Source organism: Pseudomonas sp. ok266 (assembly GCF_900110195.1).
GTDB lineage: Bacteria > Pseudomonadota > Gammaproteobacteria > Pseudomonadales > Pseudomonadaceae > Aquipseudomonas > Aquipseudomonas neuropathica.
Map to the genome: position 1 here is coordinate 387,181 of NZ_FOCU01000007.1, position 16,246 is coordinate 403,426.

Annotated in this window: 13 protein-coding genes; 11 read left to right on the forward strand and 2 right to left on the reverse strand. The window is 57.4% G+C overall.

Annotated features, from left to right (window positions below):
- Positions 1–7: 7 nt before the first annotated feature.
- From BMY54_RS15710 to cysG, 6 genes are all read left to right on the forward strand, one after another.
- Complete coding sequence (locus BMY54_RS15710) at positions 8–2,416, forward strand: DNA translocase FtsK (RefSeq protein WP_034155142.1); 2,409 nt, start codon at positions 8–10, stop codon at positions 2,414–2,416.
- Between the two features lie 67 nt (positions 2,417–2,483).
- Positions 2,484–3,104: an outer membrane lipoprotein periplasmic chaperone LolA gene (lolA, locus tag BMY54_RS15715; protein ID WP_093434303.1), complete on the forward strand. Its 621-nt coding sequence runs from the start codon at positions 2,484–2,486 to the stop codon at positions 3,102–3,104.
- Positions 3,105–3,252: 148 nt separating this feature from the next.
- Entirely contained in the window at positions 3,253–4,575 is a 1,323-nt protein-coding gene (locus tag BMY54_RS15720) for a replication-associated recombination protein A (RefSeq protein WP_034155144.1), read from the forward strand.
- The gene (gene crcB / locus BMY54_RS15725; protein WP_007908079.1) at positions 4,575–4,949 is read left to right on the forward strand and encodes a fluoride efflux transporter CrcB; all 375 of its coding nucleotides are present in this window, start codon (positions 4,575–4,577) and stop codon (positions 4,947–4,949) included. The genes BMY54_RS15720 and crcB overlap by 1 nt, the downstream gene beginning before the upstream one ends.
- Before the next feature lie 15 nt (positions 4,950–4,964).
- Positions 4,965–6,245, forward strand: a complete 1,281-nt coding sequence (gene serS / locus BMY54_RS15730) for a serine--tRNA ligase (protein ID WP_007908080.1) — start codon at positions 4,965–4,967, stop codon at positions 6,243–6,245.
- The gene (gene cysG / locus BMY54_RS15735; RefSeq protein WP_093434306.1) at positions 6,246–7,640 is read left to right on the forward strand and encodes a siroheme synthase CysG; all 1,395 of its coding nucleotides are present in this window, start codon (positions 6,246–6,248) and stop codon (positions 7,638–7,640) included.
- Between the two features lie 117 nt (positions 7,641–7,757).
- On the opposite strand, the gene BMY54_RS15740 is transcribed toward cysG, so the two are convergent.
- A complete protein-coding gene (locus BMY54_RS15740) occupies positions 7,758–8,759 on the reverse strand; it encodes a glutathione S-transferase family protein (RefSeq protein WP_093434309.1) in 1,002 nt (333 codons plus the stop codon).
- Positions 8,760–8,850: 91 nt separating this feature from the next.
- Complete coding sequence (locus tag BMY54_RS15745; RefSeq protein ID WP_093434378.1) at positions 8,851–9,852, reverse strand: glycosyl transferase family protein; 1,002 nt, start codon at positions 9,850–9,852, stop codon at positions 8,851–8,853.
- Between the two features lie 706 nt (positions 9,853–10,558).
- Here BMY54_RS15745 and BMY54_RS15750 point away from each other — a divergent pair.
- From BMY54_RS15750 to BMY54_RS15770, 5 genes are all read left to right on the forward strand, one after another.
- Complete coding sequence (locus BMY54_RS15750; RefSeq protein ID WP_093434312.1) at positions 10,559–11,386, forward strand: helix-turn-helix domain-containing protein; 828 nt, start codon at positions 10,559–10,561, stop codon at positions 11,384–11,386.
- A 212-nt stretch (positions 11,387–11,598) separates the two neighbouring features.
- Positions 11,599–13,143, forward strand: coding sequence for an ABC transporter substrate-binding protein (locus BMY54_RS15755; protein WP_093434315.1), 1,545 nt, complete (start codon positions 11,599–11,601; stop codon positions 13,141–13,143).
- A gap of 170 nt (positions 13,144–13,313) precedes the next feature.
- Complete coding sequence (locus BMY54_RS15760) at positions 13,314–14,330, forward strand: ABC transporter permease (RefSeq protein ID WP_093434318.1); 1,017 nt, start codon at positions 13,314–13,316, stop codon at positions 14,328–14,330.
- Positions 14,331–14,347: 17 nt separating this feature from the next.
- Entirely contained in the window at positions 14,348–15,211 is an 864-nt protein-coding gene (locus BMY54_RS15765; RefSeq protein ID WP_256573909.1) for an ABC transporter permease, read from the forward strand.
- Positions 15,211–16,242, forward strand: a complete 1,032-nt coding sequence (locus BMY54_RS15770) for an ABC transporter ATP-binding protein (protein ID WP_256573910.1) — start codon at positions 15,211–15,213, stop codon at positions 16,240–16,242. The genes BMY54_RS15765 and BMY54_RS15770 overlap by 1 nt, the downstream gene beginning before the upstream one ends.
- Positions 16,243–16,246: the final 4 nt, after the last annotated feature.

A 16,246-nucleotide genomic window follows, 5' to 3' on the forward strand; every position in this document is an offset into this window, starting at 1 on the left:
AAGCGTTTTGAAGAAATCCACCGAAGCACCAAAAACAGTCGTCCCGCTCTGGCGCCAACAGTTGCACTACCGGCTCAAGGAAGGTGCATTGATCGCCATCGGCGCCTTGTGCCTGTTCCTGATGATGGCTTTGCTGACCTACGGCAAGGACGATCCAGGCTGGAGCCACAACAGCAAGATCGATGACGTACAGAATTTCGGCGGCCCGGCGGGCTCCTACAGCGCCGACATCCTGTTCATGGTGCTGGGTTACTTCGCCTATATCTTCCCGTTGCTGCTGGCGATCAAGGCCTACCAGATCTTCCGCCAGCGCCACGAGCCGTGGCAGTGGAGCGGCTGGCTGTTTTCCTGGCGTCTGATCGGTCTGGTGTTTCTGGTGTTGTCTGGCGCTGCGCTGGCGCATCTGCACTTTCACGCGGCCTCGGGTCTGCCGGCGGGGGCTGGTGGCGCGTTGGGCGAAAGCCTCGGCAATCTGGCGAAGAATGCGCTGAATATTCAGGGCAGCACCCTGTTGTTTATTGCGTTGTTCCTGTTCGGTCTGACGGTGTTCACTGATCTGTCGTGGTTCAAGGTGATGGATATCACCGGCAAGATCACCCTTGATCTGTTCGAACTGTTTCAAGGCGCGCTCAATCGCTGGTGGTCGGCCCGTACCGAGCGCAAGCAGTTGGTTGCGCAATTGCGTGAAGTCGACGATCGCGTGCATGACGTGGTCGCGCCGACGGTCACTGACAAGCGCGAACAAGCCAAAGTCAAAGAACGCCTGATCGAACGTGAGCAAGCCCTGAGCAAACACATGTCCGACCGCGAGAAACAAGTGCCGCCGGTTATCGCCCCGGCCCCGGCCAAGGCGCCCGAGCCAAGCAAGCGCGTGCAGAAAGAGAAGCAGGTGCCGTTGTTCGTCGACAGCGCCGTGGAAGGCACCTTGCCGCCGATCTCGATTCTTGATCCTGCGGAAAAGAAACAACTCAATTACTCACCGGAATCCCTGGCGGCCGTCGGCCATTTGCTGGAGATCAAGCTCAAGGAGTTCGGTGTTGAGGTCACGGTGGATTCGATTCACCCGGGCCCGGTGATTACCCGTTACGAAATCCAGCCTGCCGCCGGTGTCAAAGTCAGCCGCATCGCCAACCTGGCCAAAGACCTTGCACGTTCCCTGGCCGTGACCAGTGTGCGGGTGGTCGAGGTGATTCCGGGCAAGACCACCGTCGGTATCGAGATTCCCAACGAAGACCGGCAGATCGTGCGCTTCTCCGAAGTGCTGTCGACGCCTGAATACGACAATTTCAAATCGCCGGTCACCCTGGCGCTGGGTCACGACATCGGCGGTAAGCCGGTCATTACTGACCTGGCGAAGATGCCGCACCTGCTGGTGGCCGGTACGACCGGTTCCGGTAAGTCGGTGGGTGTGAACGCGATGATCCTGTCGATCCTGTTCAAGTCCGGCCCGGAAGACGCCAAGCTGATCATGATCGACCCGAAAATGTTGGAACTGTCGATCTACGAAGGCATTCCGCATCTGCTTTGCCCGGTCGTGACCGACATGAAGGACGCCGCCAACGCCTTGCGCTGGAGCGTTGCCGAGATGGAGCGCCGCTACAAGCTGATGGCGAAAATGGGCGTGCGCAACCTGTCCGGCTTCAACGCCAAGGTCAAGGAAGCCCAGGACGCGGGCGAACCGTTGAGCGATCCGCTGTACAAGCGTGAAAGCATTCACGACGAAGCGCCGCTGCTGCAGAAACTGCCGACCATCGTCGTGGTGGTCGACGAATTCGCCGACATGATGATGATCGTCGGCAAGAAGGTTGAAGAACTGATCGCCCGTATCGCCCAGAAGGCCCGTGCTGCCGGTATTCACTTGATCCTCGCGACCCAGCGGCCGTCGGTGGACGTGATCACCGGTCTGATCAAGGCCAACATTCCGACGCGTATGGCGTTCCAGGTGTCGAGCAAGATCGACTCCCGCACCATCATCGACCAGGGTGGCGCCGAACAACTGCTCGGTCACGGTGACATGCTCTACATGCCGCCGGGCACCAGCCTGCCGATTCGGGTTCACGGTGCATTCGTATCCGACGATGAGGTACACCGTGTGGTCGAAGCGTGGAAACTGCGCGGCGCACCGGAATACAACGATGACATCCTCAACGGTGTCGAAGAAGCTGGCAGCGGTTTTGAAGGCAGCAGCGGTGGCGGCGACGGCGATGATCCGGAAGCCGACGCGCTGTATGACGAAGCCGTACAGTTCGTTCTCGAAAGCCGTCGTGCCTCGATTTCCGCTGTACAGCGCAAGCTGAAGATCGGCTACAACCGCGCCGCTCGGATGATCGAAGCCATGGAAATGGCCGGGGTCGTCACCTCGATGAACACCAACGGTTCCCGTGAAGTCCTGGCCCCGGGCCCGGTACGCGACTGATTGCAAACGCAAGAGGCGGGACAATGATGTGCCGCCGCTCTCCCAACGAGTATTCAAGAGGACTCCCATGCGTCTTATCCGCATGCTGCTGCCAGTACTGGCGCTGACCACTCTCACGGCCCACGCCGATGACAAGGACGTGGCGCGTCTGACCCAATTGCTGGAAACATCCAAGACCCTGAGCGCGAACTTCTCGCAGCTGACCCTCGACGGCAGCGGCACGCAGTTGCAGGAAACCACCGGCAACATGACCCTGCAGCGTCCGGGCCTGTTCTACTGGCACACCAATGCGCCAAACGAACAGACCATGGTTTCCGATGGCAAGAAAGTCACCCTGTGGGACCCGGATCTGGAACAGGCGACCATCAAGAAGCTCGACGAGCGTCTGACCCAAACCCCGGCGCTGCTGCTGTCCGGTGATGTGTCGAAGATCAGCCAGAGCTTTGATATCAGCGCGAAAGAGGCGGGCGGCGTGATCGACTTCACCCTCAAGCCGAAAACCAAAGACACTCTGTTCGATAACCTGCGTCTGTCGTTCCGCAACGGTCTGCTCAACGATATGCAACTGATCGACAGCGTCGGCCAGCGCACCAACATCCTGTTTACCGGCGTCAAGGCCAACGAGCCGGTATCGGCATCGAAGTTCAAGTTCGACATCCCCAAGGGTGCCGACGTGATCCAGGAATAAACACGTAAACCCTGTGGGAGCGAGCCTGCTCGCGAAAGCGATATTTCATCCAGCATTAATAGTGGCTGATACACCGCTTTCGCGAGCAGGCTCACTCCCACAAGGGCAAATGATCGACCTGATCAAATAGAGGTTTCAACGCTACGTGATGGATCTGTTTCGCAGTGCACCGATTGCCCAGCCACTGGCCGCGCGTTTGCGTGCGACCAATCTGGATGAGTACGTCGGTCAGGAGCACGTGCTCGCTCGCGGCAAGCCTCTGCGTGAGGCGCTGGAGCAGGGTGCCCTGCATTCGATGATCTTCTGGGGCCCGCCCGGAGTGGGTAAAACCACCCTGGCGCGGTTGCTCGCGGAAGTCTCCGATGCGCACTTCGAAACGGTCTCGGCGGTGCTCGCCGGGGTCAAAGAGATCCGTCAGGCCGTTGAAATTGCCAAGCAGCAGGCCGGCCAGTACGGCAAGCGCACCATTTTGTTCGTCGATGAAGTGCACCGCTTCAACAAATCCCAGCAGGATGCGTTTCTGCCTTACGTTGAAGACGGCACGCTGATCTTCATCGGCGCCACCACCGAAAACCCTTCGTTCGAACTCAACAACGCCTTGTTGTCGCGTGCTCGCGTCTACGTGCTGAAAAGCCTCGACGAAGCGGCGCTGCGCAAACTGGTGCACCGCGCGCTTACCGAAGAGCGCGGTCTGGGCAAGCGCAACCTGACGCTGAACGATGAAGGCTTCCAGATGCTGCTGTCCGCCGCCGATGGCGATGGCCGGCGTCTGCTCAACCTGCTGGAAAACGCCTCGGACCTGGCTGAAGACAACAGCGAAATCGGCACCGAGCTGCTGCAGAGCCTGCTCGGCGACACCCGCCGGCGTTTCGACAAGGGCGGCGAAGCGTTCTACGACCAGATATCGGCGCTGCACAAGTCCGTGCGCGGCTCCAACCCCGACGGTGCACTGTACTGGTTTGCGCGAATGATCGACGGCGGTTGCGATCCGCTGTACCTGGCCCGGCGCGTAGTGCGCATGGCCAGCGAAGACATCGGCAATGCCGACCCGCGCGCCCTCAGCCTGTGCCTGGCGGCGTGGGAAGTGCAGGAGCGTCTCGGCAGCCCGGAAGGCGAGTTGGCCGTGGCCCAAGCCATCACCTATCTGGCCTGTGCGCCAAAAAGCAACGCGGTGTACATGGGCTTCAAAACCGCTTTGCGCGCCGCCGCTGAAAACGGCTCGCTGGAAGTGCCACTGCACCTGCGCAACGCACCGACCAAACTGATGAAACAATTGGGCTACGGTGACGAATACCGCTACGCCCACGACGAGCCGGACGCTTATGCCGCCGGCGAAGACTATTTCCCGGAAGAGCTTGATCCCATCCCGTTCTACCAACCGGTGCCGCGCGGCTTGGAGTTGAAGATCGGCGAGAAGCTCAACCACCTCGCCCAACTCGATCGTTTAAGCCCTCGGCAGCGGAGAAAATAGTGCTTCCATTGATCATTGCGGTCTCCGCCGGCGGGGTTGCCGGCACCTTGTTGCGCTTCGCCACCGGTAATTGGGTCAACGCCAATTGGCCGCGGCACTTCTATACCGCGACGCTGGCCGTTAATATCGTGGGCTGTCTGCTGATTGGCGTGTTGTACGGCCTGTTTTTGATACGCCCGGAAGTGCCGATCGAGGTACGCGCCGGGTTGATGGTCGGCTTCCTTGGGGGGCTGACGACATTTTCATCCTTTTCACTGGATACGGTGCGCCTGCTGGAAAGCGGGCAAGTGCCGCTGGCTCTGGGCTATGCGGCACTCAGCGTATTCGGCGGGCTGCTCGCCACGTGGGCCGGCCTGTCTTTGACCAAACTTTGATAACGAGAAACCGACATGCTCGATTCCAAACTGTTACGTAGCAACCTTCAGGACGTAGCGGACCGCCTGGCTTCCCGTGGCTTTGCCCTGGATACCGCGCGCATCGAAGCGCTGGAAGAACAGCGCAAGACCGTCCAGACCCGCACCGAAGCACTGCAGGCTGAGCGTAACGCGCGTTCCAAATCCATCGGTCAGGCCAAGCAGCGCGGCGAAGACATCGCGCCGTTGATGGCGGACGTCGAGCGCATGGCGGGCGAACTGAGTGCCGGTAAAGTCGAGCTGGACGCGATCCAGACCGAACTGGATTCGATCCTGCTCGGTATCCCCAACCTGCCGCACGAATCCGTGCCGGTCGGCAAAGACGAAGACGACAACGTTGAAGTGCGCCGCTGGGGCACGCCGACCGCGTTCGACTTCGAAGTGAAAGACCACGTTGCCCTGGGCGAAAAGTTCGGCTGGCTGGATTTCGAAACCGCCGCCAAGCTGTCCGGCGCGCGTTTCGCCCTGCTGCGTGGCCCGATCGCACGTCTGCACCGTGCGCTCGCACAGTTCATGATCAACCTGCACGTCAACGAGCACGGCTACGAAGAGGCTTACACGCCTTATCTGGTTCAGGCGCCGGCGCTGCAAGGCACCGGTCAACTGCCGAAGTTCGAAGAAGACCTGTTCAAGATCGCTCGCGAAGGCGAAGCCGATCTCTACCTGATCCCGACCGCTGAAGTGTCGCTGACCAACATCGTTGCGGGCGAAATCGTCGATTCGAAACTGCTGCCGATCAAGTTCGTCGCGCACACTCCGTGCTTCCGCAGTGAAGCCGGTGCATCGGGCCGTGACACCCGCGGCATGATCCGTCAGCACCAGTTCGACAAAGTCGAAATGGTCCAGATCGTTGAGCCATCGACTTCGATGGAAGCGCTGGAAGGCCTGACCGCCAACGCCGAAAAAGTCCTGCAACTGCTCGGTCTGCCTTACCGCACCCTGGCGCTGTGCACCGGCGACATGGGTTTCAGCGCGGTCAAGACCTACGATCTGGAAGTGTGGATCCCGAGCCAGGACAAGTACCGCGAAATCTCCTCGTGCTCGAACTGCGGCGACTTCCAGGCCCGTCGTATGCAAGCGCGTTTCCGCAACCCGGAAACCGGCAAGCCTGAACTGGTGCACACCTTGAACGGTTCCGGTCTGGCCGTAGGCCGTACGCTGGTGGCCGTGCTGGAAAACTACCAGCAGGCCGACGGCTCGATCCGTGTGCCGGACGTACTCAAGCCGTACATGGGTGGCCTTGAGGTCATCGGCTAAATGAAATATCTGCCGCTGTTTCACAACCTGCGCGGCAGTCGTGTGTTGGTCGTCGGTGGGGGGGAAATTGCCTTGCGCAAATCCCGCCTGCTGGCCGATGCCGGTGCGCTGCTGCGGGTGGTCGCACCTGAAATCGAAACGCAACTGCGTGAACTGGTCGTCGCCTCTGGCGGTGAATGCCTGTTGCGCGGTTACGTCGAGGCGGATCTCGACGGTTGCGGGCTGATTATTGCCGCCACCGACGATGAGACGCTGAACGCCCAAGTCTCCACGGATGCGCACAAGCGCTGCGTGCCGGTCAACGTGGTCGACGCGCCTGCCTTGTGCAGTGTGATCTTCCCGGCGATCGTCGACCGTTCGCCGCTGATCATTGCCGTGTCCAGCGGCGGCGATGCGCCGGTGCTGGCGCGTTTGATCCGCGCCAAGATCGAAACCTGGATTCCATCGACCTACGGCCAATTGGCCGGGCTCGCCGCGCGTTTCCGCAATCAGGTGAAAAGCCTGTTTCCGGATGTGCAGCAGCGTCGTGGTTTCTGGGAAGACGTGTTTCAGGGGCCGATTGCCGACCGGCAACTGGCCGGGCAGGGCGCGGAAGCCGAGCGTCTGCTGCAAGCCAAGATCTATGGCGAAGCCATGGTCACGACCGGCGAGGTGTATCTGGTCGGCGCGGGCCCGGGCGATCCAGACCTGCTGACCTTCAAGGCGTTGCGTCTGATGCAGCAAGCCGACGTGGTGCTGTACGACCGCTTGGTGGCGCCAGCGATTCTTGAGCTGTGCCGTCGTGATGCCGAGCGCGTCTACGTCGGCAAGCGTCGGTCTGATCACGCTGTGCCACAGGATCAGATCAACCAGCAACTGGTCGACCTGGCCAAGGCCGGCAAGCGTGTGGTGCGGTTGAAGGGCGGTGATCCGTTTATCTTCGGCCGTGGCGGCGAAGAGATCGAAGAGCTGGCCGCTCACGGCATTCCGTTTCAGGTGGTGCCGGGTATCACTGCGGCCAGTGGTTGCGCGGCATATGCCGGGATTCCGCTGACGCATCGTGATCATGCGCAGTCGGTGCGCTTTGTTACCGGCCATCTGAAGGACGGCTCCACCGATCTGCCTTGGGCCGACCTTGTCGCGCCGGCGCAGACGCTGGTGTTCTACATGGGCCTGGTCGGGTTGCCGGTCATCTGCGAACAACTGATCAAACATGGTCGTTCAGCCGATACCCCGGCGGCATTGATTCAGCAGGGCACCACGGTCAATCAGCGCGTCTTCACCGGCACGCTGGCTGACCTGCCGCGACTGGTGGCGGAGCATGAAGTGCATGCGCCGACACTGGTCATCGTCGGTGAAGTGGTGCAACTGCGCGAGAAGCTGGCGTGGTTCGAAGGGGCTCAGGCACAGGTCTGAAAGACCGAGTTGACCCATTCGCGAGCAAGCTCGCTCCCACAGGGGATTTGTGAACGACACATATCCAGTGTGGGAGCGAGCTTGCTCGCGAAGAGGCCTTCCAAAACCCTATAACTCTCAACCTTTTCGCCAAACCCCTTTGCCGCTCAACCGCGCCCGATCATGGACGACGTTGAAATCTTGCTCCGGCCCCTTCGGCACAACTCCCGTCGGGTTAATGGTCTTGTGACTGCCGTAGTAATGATTCTTGATGTGCTGGAAATCCACCGTCTCAGCAATCCCCGGCAACTGATAAACCTCACGCAGCCAGTTTGACAGATTCGGGTAATCGGCAATCCGTCGCAGGTTGCACTTGAAGTGGCCGTGGTAGACCGCGTCAAAACGAATCATCGTGGTGAACAAACGGATGTCCGCTTCCGTCAGGTACTCTCCCGACAAGTAGCGATTGGCACCCAGCACCCGCTCCAGATGATCCAACTCGGCAAACACCTCATCGAACGCTTCTTCATAAGCCTGTTGCGACGTCGCAAAACCTGCGCGATACACGCCGTTGTTCACCGCCGGATAAATCCGCTCGTTCAGCGCATCGATCTCGCCGCGTAATGGCGCCGGGTAGAAATCCAGATCATTGCCGGTCAAACCATCGAACGCGCTGTTGAACATGCGGATGATTTCCGCCGATTCATTGCTGACGATGCGCTTGAGCTTTTTGTCCCACAGCACCGGCACGGTGACGCGGCCGGTGTAATCGGCAGTGTCGGCGGTATAGCGCTGATGCATGAATTCAAATCCATCGAGTTTGTCGCCGGTTGAGCCGAGCGCCGTGTCGAAGGTCCAGCCATTTTCCAGCATCAACCAACTGACCACCGAGACATCGATGAGACTTTCCAGGCCTTTGAGTTTGCGCAGGATTAGCGTGCGATGCGCCCACGGACAGGCGAGCGAAACATAGAGGTGATAGCGCCCGGCCTCCGCGGCAAAACCGCCTTCACCGCTGGGGCCGGGTTCGCCGTTGGCGGTTACCCAGTTGCGGCGCTTGGCCTGTTCGCGCTGGAAGGCGCCGTCCTTGCTGCTTTCGTACCACTTGTCCTGCCAGTGGCCATCGACGAGTAAACCCATGATCAAGACTCCGTAAACCAATAATCGTTGGAGTCGAGTCTATTCCGATGAGTTCGAACAAAAAGCGCAAAGATCAGGCGCGAATGATCGGTTAAATCGATTTGTTCCGCGCGGCCCAGTAGTGCTCGGCGGTTGCGAAGGCTTGCTCACGGCTTTGATCGAGACCGCGCAAGGCCAGCGCCATGGTCGCAATCAACGCCATTTGCGGGTAACTGTCGACCACCTCGCCACGCCATACGGCTTTCAGGTGTTCGACGTCCAGGGTCGCCGGTTTGACGTGGCGCTGCGCCGACAATTGCGGCCATTCCTCGTCCCAGCTCTCGCCGGCGGTGGTGCCGTAGAGGTGGCTGTCGGCATCCGGGTTGATCTCGATTTCGCCGCCATCGCCTTTGACCACAATCGCCGTGTCGCCAAGCAAACCACTGGCATCGCGATGCACGGCTTGATACCCAGGATGGAAAATGCTTTGCAGGCCGCAACGCGCGCCCAGTGGATTGAGAATCCGCGCCAGGGAATGAATCGGTGAGCGTAGGCCCAAGGTGTTGCGCAAATCGATCATCTTTTGCAGTTGCGGCGCCCAGTCCACCAGCGGCATGAAGGCCAGTCCGCCGTTGTCCAGCGCCGTGCCGACCTGTTGCCAGGTGCGGCACAACGGAATGTTCAATTCCCCAAGCAATTGCTCGCTGTACAGCCGCCCGGCGGTGTGTGCGCCGCCGCCGTGCATGAAAATGCGCACGCCGTTCTGTGCCAGACACTTGGCCGCCAGCAGATACCACGGCAGATGACGCTTCTTGCCAGCGTAAGTCGGCCAGTCCAGATCGACGTTCAGCGCCGGCGCCTGCAGGCGCTCGCGCAGCGCTTCGGTGAAGCCGGCCATTTCCTCGGCGCTTTCTTCCTTGTGTCGCAGCAACATTAGAAAAGCGCCGAGCTGGGTGTCTTCAACCTTGTCGTCAAGCACCATGCCCATGGCTTCGCGGGCCTCTTCGCGGGTCAGGTCGCGAGCGCCACGTTTGCCTTTGCCAAGAATACGCACGAATTGGGCGAACGGGTGTTCGGCAGGCGTTTCGAGGGTCAGCGCTGGAAAGTCGGTCACGGTTTCCGGAACCTTGCTAACTGTTACATGTGGTTTATCTTCCATAAATCAGTCACTTACCTAATCTAACTGTTTTCAAGTTTTTTACGCATGGAGCGAGTGAGTGACTGCCAATCTGCCTCATTGCAATTCGTTGGCAGCCCGTTCCTTTGTGCGTTCGTCTGAAGTGGAGGTTCGGCCATGACGGCCAATCATGTTTGTAGGTGGGATCCTATATCCTTAAGGAGAACGAAGTCTGGAACTGGCGCTATGCAGTGCGGACAGAACATAAAGATACGACGATAAAGGCGTCGACACAGTCGTTGCTCTGTAGCTCCATCGGGAACTCTTCACCCCCCCCCCAACCACGCCACTTAATCGTCGTGTCTGATAATTTCCTGGATGACTTTGGCTAGCTTGCGTAAGCGTTCATCCCTGATCAGGTGACCGGTGGTCACAGGCGGTGTGAGAGTAACGAAGATCTCTAAGACGAGCAAAAGACTTCAGAGCACCGGGACAGGCTAATGCCGGGTGGTGCAGGTTTGTGTATTAGTTGAACATCCCCTCATCCAGACGCTATGGTCGGGCTCACTGCTCGCTATCACGCGTTGGCAATGCCGAGTTTCTGCGCCCCTTTCAGGCAATGTCATGCACCCGGCTTTTGAAACCGTGACCCAGACAACGATCAGTTCAGCGTGTTGTTAATTGTGGCGTTAGGGATACTCTTATGGTCAGTTCTGCTTCATCTCAATCGATGCACAACTTCAGTCAAAATCTTCGCCTTCTGTGCGGGTTTTATAAGTCGGTAGCGAAGGTGTGCCGCTCCCTTGATATTAACCGCCAGCAATTCAACAAATACTTGGGGGCGCAAGCGACTCCTTCGTCGTTTACCTTGCGCAAGATCTGCACTTTTTTTGGGGTGGATGAGGGGGAAATATTCTCCGAGCATGAGTCCTTCCGCGCTCTGCTTAACAGCCAGCGCGTGACTCGAGAGCAAGACAGTGCGGTGCCCGCTGATTTTTTTCCAAGTTCCGCGCAGGAACTATCGAAGTACCAAGGCTTTTATTTTGTCTATTTGATGTCACCCGCAGCGCCTGGCGAAGTGATCAAGTCGATCACTCGCCTGAGCCGCTCCGGCGAGAAAATTTTGAGTAAAACCTACGAGAGGATGAGGCTGGGCGATGATCAGCAGAAGAGTTTCGGCATCAACAAATATCGTGGTTTTTGTTTCGCCTCCTCAGACCTGATTTACATCGTTGAGCGGGAATACCTCTCGTCTCGTGGTTACATATGGTCCGCAATATATCCTTCCTACCGTAGTCGCTTTCGTTTCCTCAATGGTTTGGTCATCGGCGTTTCAGGTGACAATTTCCGCCGTCCTTTTGGTGCTCATATCGTCTTTGAGTATCTGGGCGAGTCGATCGATCTGCGTAACGCTCTCACCAGCTGCAGCTGTTTTCCGATTGATGCTCCGGAAATCCCGGTCGAAGTAAAAGCGCGACTGCTGGTACATCCGTCTGAAGGTGAGTTCAATCTCGTCCCTCCGCTGTTTTAATTTTGATGTGACGCCAAGTGACGCCTTCGAGCGTCACTTGGCGTTTTTTTTTGCGAAATCGCGAAATTGAGCTGGTTGTTTGGCAGATCAATAATGCAACCCACCATCCAGTAATCAGTCGTCAGAGGCCAGATCTACTATTCACTCCAGTTGACTTCGTGCCTGCTCCCTAGCGATTTGCTGCGCCCACCATAAAAATAAGAGGAACACCGATGAAACTCAAAAAGACCTTGATGGCAGGGTTGATGGCGCTTTCCGTCACTGCATCATTGACCAGTGGTTGGGTATACGCGGCAAACAATACCCTGGTGGTCGCTGATAGAGCCTCCTTCAAGGATTGGGATCCCGCTTCGGCTTTTTCCGAAGAGGTACGGGTGCTGGGAAATATTTACGAGACACTTGTCGTCTATAACGCGCCAGGCAGTGCTGGAGAGTTTGCTCCTGGACTTGCCACCGCTTGGGACAGCAGCGACAACGGAAAAACCTGGACCTTCAAGTTAAGGCATGGCGTTAAATTTCATGACGGTTCGGCCTTTAATGCTGCGGCGGTGAAAAAATCCATCGATTACGTCAAGGAGCTCAAGCAGGGCGCTGCGTTTGTATGGAAGGATTTGGATGCCGTCGAGGCCCTCGCTGACGACACGGTAGTACTCAGGTTCAAGAATCCTACTCCTGCCAATTTGATCGCAGCTGGGCAGTATGCCGCCTACATCATCGCTCCGGCGGCGGTGAATAAAGGGCATGACTGGATGATGGCTCCCCACGCTATTGGAACCGGCCCATATAAACTTGGACAGGTCGAGCAGGGCCAGCAAGTGGTGCTTGAGCGTTTCGATGACTACTGGGGAGGATGGAAAGAGGGACAGTTTGATCGAGTCATCGTGAAGGTCGTATCCGAAGCATCCACACGCACCCAGATGATCAAAAACGGCGAGGCTGGCGTCGCCTGGGATGTGCCTCTTGATCAACTCAAGGTTTTGGGTGAGAACCCCGCCATCAAGGTGAGCAGTGCGCCTTCCTGGAAAAATTTCCAGTTTCTGATCAATACGCAGAAATATCCTACGGATAACTTGGCATTTCGCCAGGCGCTGCAATATCTCTGGGATTATGAAAGTGTCACCACAGACATTCTGCATGGTTACGGCAGTGTGCCCAAGGGACCTTTGCCTACCAATATCTGGGGCCACGCCAGCGTGCCGATGCCTTCTTACGATCTTGATAAAGCTCGACAATTGCTGGAAGCCTCCGGGGTACCGAAAAAGGACTGGAAGGTCTCGATGCAATACATCGGTGGTGTTTATGCCAACGCAGCTGAGCTCTTCCAGGCGACCGCCTCTCAAGTTGGCCTGGAAGTGGAGCTGCGGCCCGGCGAGTGGGGGGTGATCTGGGACCGGGCGAAGAAGCTTGATACCGCACCTAACTTGCAATCCATGGCTTGGTGGCCGACGTATCCGACACCCAGCGATTGGCTTTTCGGTGAGTTCCATACAGAGAAGACCACGCTATTCAATCTGTCTCACTACAGCAATCCGGATTTTGATCACTTGATCGAAGAAGCGGCGGCACTAGAAGGCAGTGATCGGGCCCAGTCATCTGAAAAGTATGTACAGGCCCAGCAACTATTGGCCAAAGACGCTCCTGCGATCTGGTATGCAGACGTGCAGCAAATACGCGTTTCTCGTAAAGACATCAAAGGCATGGAAAAGAGCCTGAACCCTGCTTATGAGGCAATTCTTTACTACAACTTGAGTCGCTGAGTGACGAATCGTTCTTGGTGTTGAAGTAGAAATACCTGATTCCGCATACATATCGACCGTCGGAAATTAGTTATTTTCCACGCAACCCCTCTAGATTGAATGCGACTAGGGGGATGTATGTTGGAAGCAAGAGATCAGGTTCAAGTTTAAAGCCACAAAGGGTATTCCAAATGGCGAAGTATATAGTCCAGCGATTGATAGTGATGTTTTTCATTCTTCTGGGCGTATTGACCATCACCTTCATTCTAAGCCGGTCTCTACCGGGTTCCCCGGTCGAAATGATGCTAGGGAATCACCCCACAGCGGAGCAGATTGCTGTCGCACGCGAACAGCTGGGGTTGGACAAGCCTGTACTCGTTCAGTACTTAAATTACCTCAGCCATCTTTTCAGCGGCGATTTTGGCACCAGTCTGCGCACTGGCCGACCCGTGGTTGAGGAAGTAGTCAGGCGGGTAGGTGCGACGTTTGAACTGACATTCCTTGCAATGTTCTGGGTTGTGGTGCTGGGCGTGCCAATCGGTGTTATCTCAGCGGCAAGGCAGAACTCAGCGGTCGACAATCTGGCACGAGCGGGTTCCATTGCCGGGACTGCGTTTCCGGTCTTTATCCTAGCCATGGGCTTGCAATTGCTGTTCTACGGCAAGCTCAACTGGTTGCCGCTGCAAGGGCGTATCGATGCTTCCATTCTTCTCGATAGTCCTTTTGAACGTGTCACTGGCTTTTACCTGATCGACACCCTTTTGGCCGGCAATTTTGCAGCACTGTGGAGCGCTATCAAACACCTGACGCTACCCGTATTCACGCTGGTCATTGTGACTTTGGCCACTGTCACCCGGATAACCCGCAACATGATGGTGGAGGTGTTATCCGAGGAGTACATCCGTACGGCCATTTCTTACGGTGTACCCCAGTGGCGTATCCATTACACCTACGCATTGAAGGCGACAATGATTCCACTTCTGACAGTGGTGGGTCTTACCTTCGGGTATCTACTTGGTGGTGCGGTAGTTGTTGAGTTTGTTTTCGATTGGCCGGGCCTTGGTGGGTTCGTGGTGTTTTCGATTGCCCAAAATGATTTTCCCGCTGTAATGGGCGCCACCTTGGTGCTGGCCACAGCGTATTTATCGATCAACCTGATCGTTGATCTCTTGTATCACCTTGTTGATCCGAGGCTGCGAGTCCAATGAGTATTCAAGACGTATGCATGTCCATGTCCTCGCGAGCTCCGTCATGGCGTATCAAGGCTTTGGCATTTACCAACGATAACAAGCTGTTTGTATTCGGCGCGCTGTTATTGCTCTTGATTATCTTGGCGGCGGTCTTCGCGCCCTGGCTCGCGCCTTATGAGCCGAACAAAATTGTATTTTCCGAGAAGTTGTTGGCTCCCGACTGGGCACACTGGATGGGCACCGATGAGTTCGGGCGTGACATCTTTTCACGGGTGCTTTATGGCGCACGTACCTCGCTGATCATCGGAGTGACAGTAACTCTGCTGGCAATGCTGATTGGGATTCCGCTAGGGCTTGTTTCCGGTTACTTCGGTGGTCGAGTGGATACGTTTTTGATGCGGTTCTCTGATGTGTTTTTGGCCTTTCCGCCGCTATTGCTGCCGATTGCCATTACCGCTGCGCTTGGATCGGGGCTCGTCAATGCCATGTTGGCACTCGCTGTTTCATGGTCTCCCTGGTACGCGAGAATAATGCGTGGCGCTGTGGTCAGGGTTCGTTCAGAAACCTATATCCAGGCCGCCCGCTCCATGGGAGTCAGTCATGGTCGTATCTTGCTTCGCCATGTACTGCCCAATTCCACCACGCCTGTGATAGTGCAGGGCTCCATGGACTTTGGTTACACCATTCTCGCCGCTGCCTCGCTGAGCTTCATCGGACTTGGGGCCAAGCCGCCCATGGTCGAATGGGGGCTTATGGCCGCGGCATCGCGCTCGCAGTTGCTCGAGAATCCTTGGACGGTGTTGTTTCCCGGAGTGGCAATTTTCGTCTTGGTATTAGCGGTCAACTTGGTGGGCGACGGGATGCGCGATGTGCTCGATCCAAAAAAGGGGAAGCGCTGATGATAAACAATTCCTTTAAAGCTTCTGATACCGAGCGTGTCGTCACCTCGAAACCCGATACAGCTCAAGACCTGGTGCTGGAGGTGGAGGGGCTGACGGTATCCTTTCCGGGCTTGTTCAAAACCGTAAAAGCCGTTCGCGGTATCGATCTTAAAGTCAGGCGCGGTGAAGTCCTCGGGCTGGTGGGGGAGTCGGGCTCGGGAAAATCAATGACCGCCATGTCCTGCCTTGGATTGATGCCTGATACCGCTCGGCTTGGAGGCAGTGTCAGGGTTGCTGGACAGCAGGTTAACGGCGCATCGGCATCTCAGTTGGCTGAATTGCGTGGCGGTGGCGCAGCCATGATTTTCCAAAATCCGATGAAGGCGCTTAATCCGTTTTTCACTGTCGGGCGGCAGATGTTCGATGTGATCGGATGTCATCGGAAACTGAAGAAAGCGGAAATCCGCGCCGAGGCCATGAGCGCGCTGGAGGCGGTGAGCATGCCCGACCCCGATCTGGCGCTAGGCAAGTATCCGCACCAGATGTCCGGCGGGCAATTGCAGCGAGTAGTGATAGCGATGGCGCTGGCTTGCCGGCCAAAACTGCTGATCGCCGATGAGCCAACCACAGCGCTGGACGTCACAGTGCAGGCTCAGATCATCGCGTTACTGCGCAAGTTGGCACAGGAACAGGATCTGGCGATTTTGTTTATCACTCATAACCTTGGCGTAGTGGCTTCGCTCTGTGACCGGGTAGCGGTGATGTATGCCGGCGAAGTGGTGGAGACGGGGCCAGTGGGTCAGGTGTTCAAGCGCCCGGCACATCCCTACACCCTGAAATTGATGGCCACTGTGCCGAAGTTGGGGCAGGGATCTCAACCATTGGGCTTCATCCCGGGTCAGGTGCCGAACATGGCGGCTCCGCCGACGGGCTGTGCCTTTAACCCACGCTGTGAGCGTGCTACGAGCCGCTGCGTTCAGGCCGCGCCGAAGGTCGAAATCGGCGAGGGACACTGGGCCGCTTGCCACAACACGCTGGTCAGGGTTTGAGGCT

Coding starts and splice junctions, on each gene's coding strand:
- lolA (WP_093434303.1), top strand. CDS start 2,484: ATGCGTCTTATCCGCATGCTGCTGCCAGTACTGGCGCTGACCACTCTC.
- BMY54_RS15720 (WP_034155144.1), top strand. CDS start 3,253: ATGGATCTGTTTCGCAGTGCACCGATTGCCCAGCCACTGGCCGCGCGT.
- serS (WP_007908080.1), top strand. CDS start 4,965: ATGCTCGATTCCAAACTGTTACGTAGCAACCTTCAGGACGTAGCGGAC.
- cysG (WP_093434306.1), top strand. CDS start 6,246: ATGAAATATCTGCCGCTGTTTCACAACCTGCGCGGCAGTCGTGTGTTG.
- BMY54_RS15740 (WP_093434309.1), bottom strand. CDS start 8,759: ATGGGTTTACTCGTCGATGGCCACTGGCAGGACAAGTGGTACGAAAGC.
- BMY54_RS15750 (WP_093434312.1), top strand. CDS start 10,559: ATGGTCAGTTCTGCTTCATCTCAATCGATGCACAACTTCAGTCAAAAT.
- BMY54_RS15755 (WP_093434315.1), top strand. CDS start 11,599: ATGAAACTCAAAAAGACCTTGATGGCAGGGTTGATGGCGCTTTCCGTC.
- BMY54_RS15760 (WP_093434318.1), top strand. CDS start 13,314: ATGGCGAAGTATATAGTCCAGCGATTGATAGTGATGTTTTTCATTCTT.
- BMY54_RS15765 (WP_256573909.1), top strand. CDS start 14,348: ATGTCCATGTCCTCGCGAGCTCCGTCATGGCGTATCAAGGCTTTGGCA.
- BMY54_RS15770 (WP_256573910.1), top strand. CDS start 15,211: ATGATAAACAATTCCTTTAAAGCTTCTGATACCGAGCGTGTCGTCACC.